1 pseudogene is annotated in these 827 nt (G+C 44.9%); it reads right to left on the reverse strand.

Going from position 1 to position 827, the window contains the following annotated elements:
* Window positions 1-419: 419 nt before the first annotated feature.
* Window positions 420-827, reverse strand: a pseudogene (locus tag B347_RS26550) (hypothetical protein); the annotation flags it as partial.

Raw genomic sequence — 827 nt, forward strand, 5'->3', positions numbered from 1 at the left:
CGACTTCTTTGGCGATTCGGCGGCCAAAGGCGTCGTAGCGGTAGTCGATGGGTTGGCCGCTAGTCTCCTGTCGTCGACGTCCAGTGGATATTACAAGCGGTATATGTCATCAGATTCTTAAAGAACGGGCTCCGTATATTTTATTTTTAAAATAAATTGAGAGCTCTCAGAGCACTAGGCTCTTAAAATCTACATTTAAGAGCTACTCAAAAGTTATTTCGAGCTCAGTCCACAAAGGCTTTCTCCCTATACTTTCCATATAATTTCCATAATCAAAGAATGGCTTAACTCCAATATCCTCAAATAAAAACCATGAGGCTTCACACTCCTGACAAACGTATAAGCATTTTTCGCCACCTACTACTCTAACCTTCACAATATCTCCCTGCTCGCATCTTGGACATAGCATGTGAAACCCTCTATTTAATAGGATAGGCAGTAATTATTTTATTCGTCTTGGGACGAACAATGATCTTAATGCTTGTTTCTCCTGATGTGCCAACTACTCGTCCCATGGGGACAACATAAGCACCTGGATCACCGACCACCGAACTGAGCTTGCTGAGCCACGCCTCATCGACGACGCCTAGAATGCCTTTCCTGTCTGCACTGAAGACGCTGTGTGCCGTCTTGGTTGGGTTAGGTTTCGCATGCTCTAAAACATGCAAAACTCTATTACCTTGAACAGAACCTTGCCCATAGTCTAACCCTGCAGGAGTTGTCCAAGTTCGGGTAGCTTTGTTAAATTTTAGCTCTACAGCTTTAGTTGTGCTTTTTGCTCCAGGACAATCCCCCGGCACACAACTCAACCCCAACGGATCCACCCA

This window comes from Pseudomonas psychrophila HA-4, assembly GCF_000282975.1.
Classification (GTDB): domain Bacteria; phylum Pseudomonadota; class Gammaproteobacteria; order Pseudomonadales; family Pseudomonadaceae; genus Aquipseudomonas; species Aquipseudomonas psychrophila_A.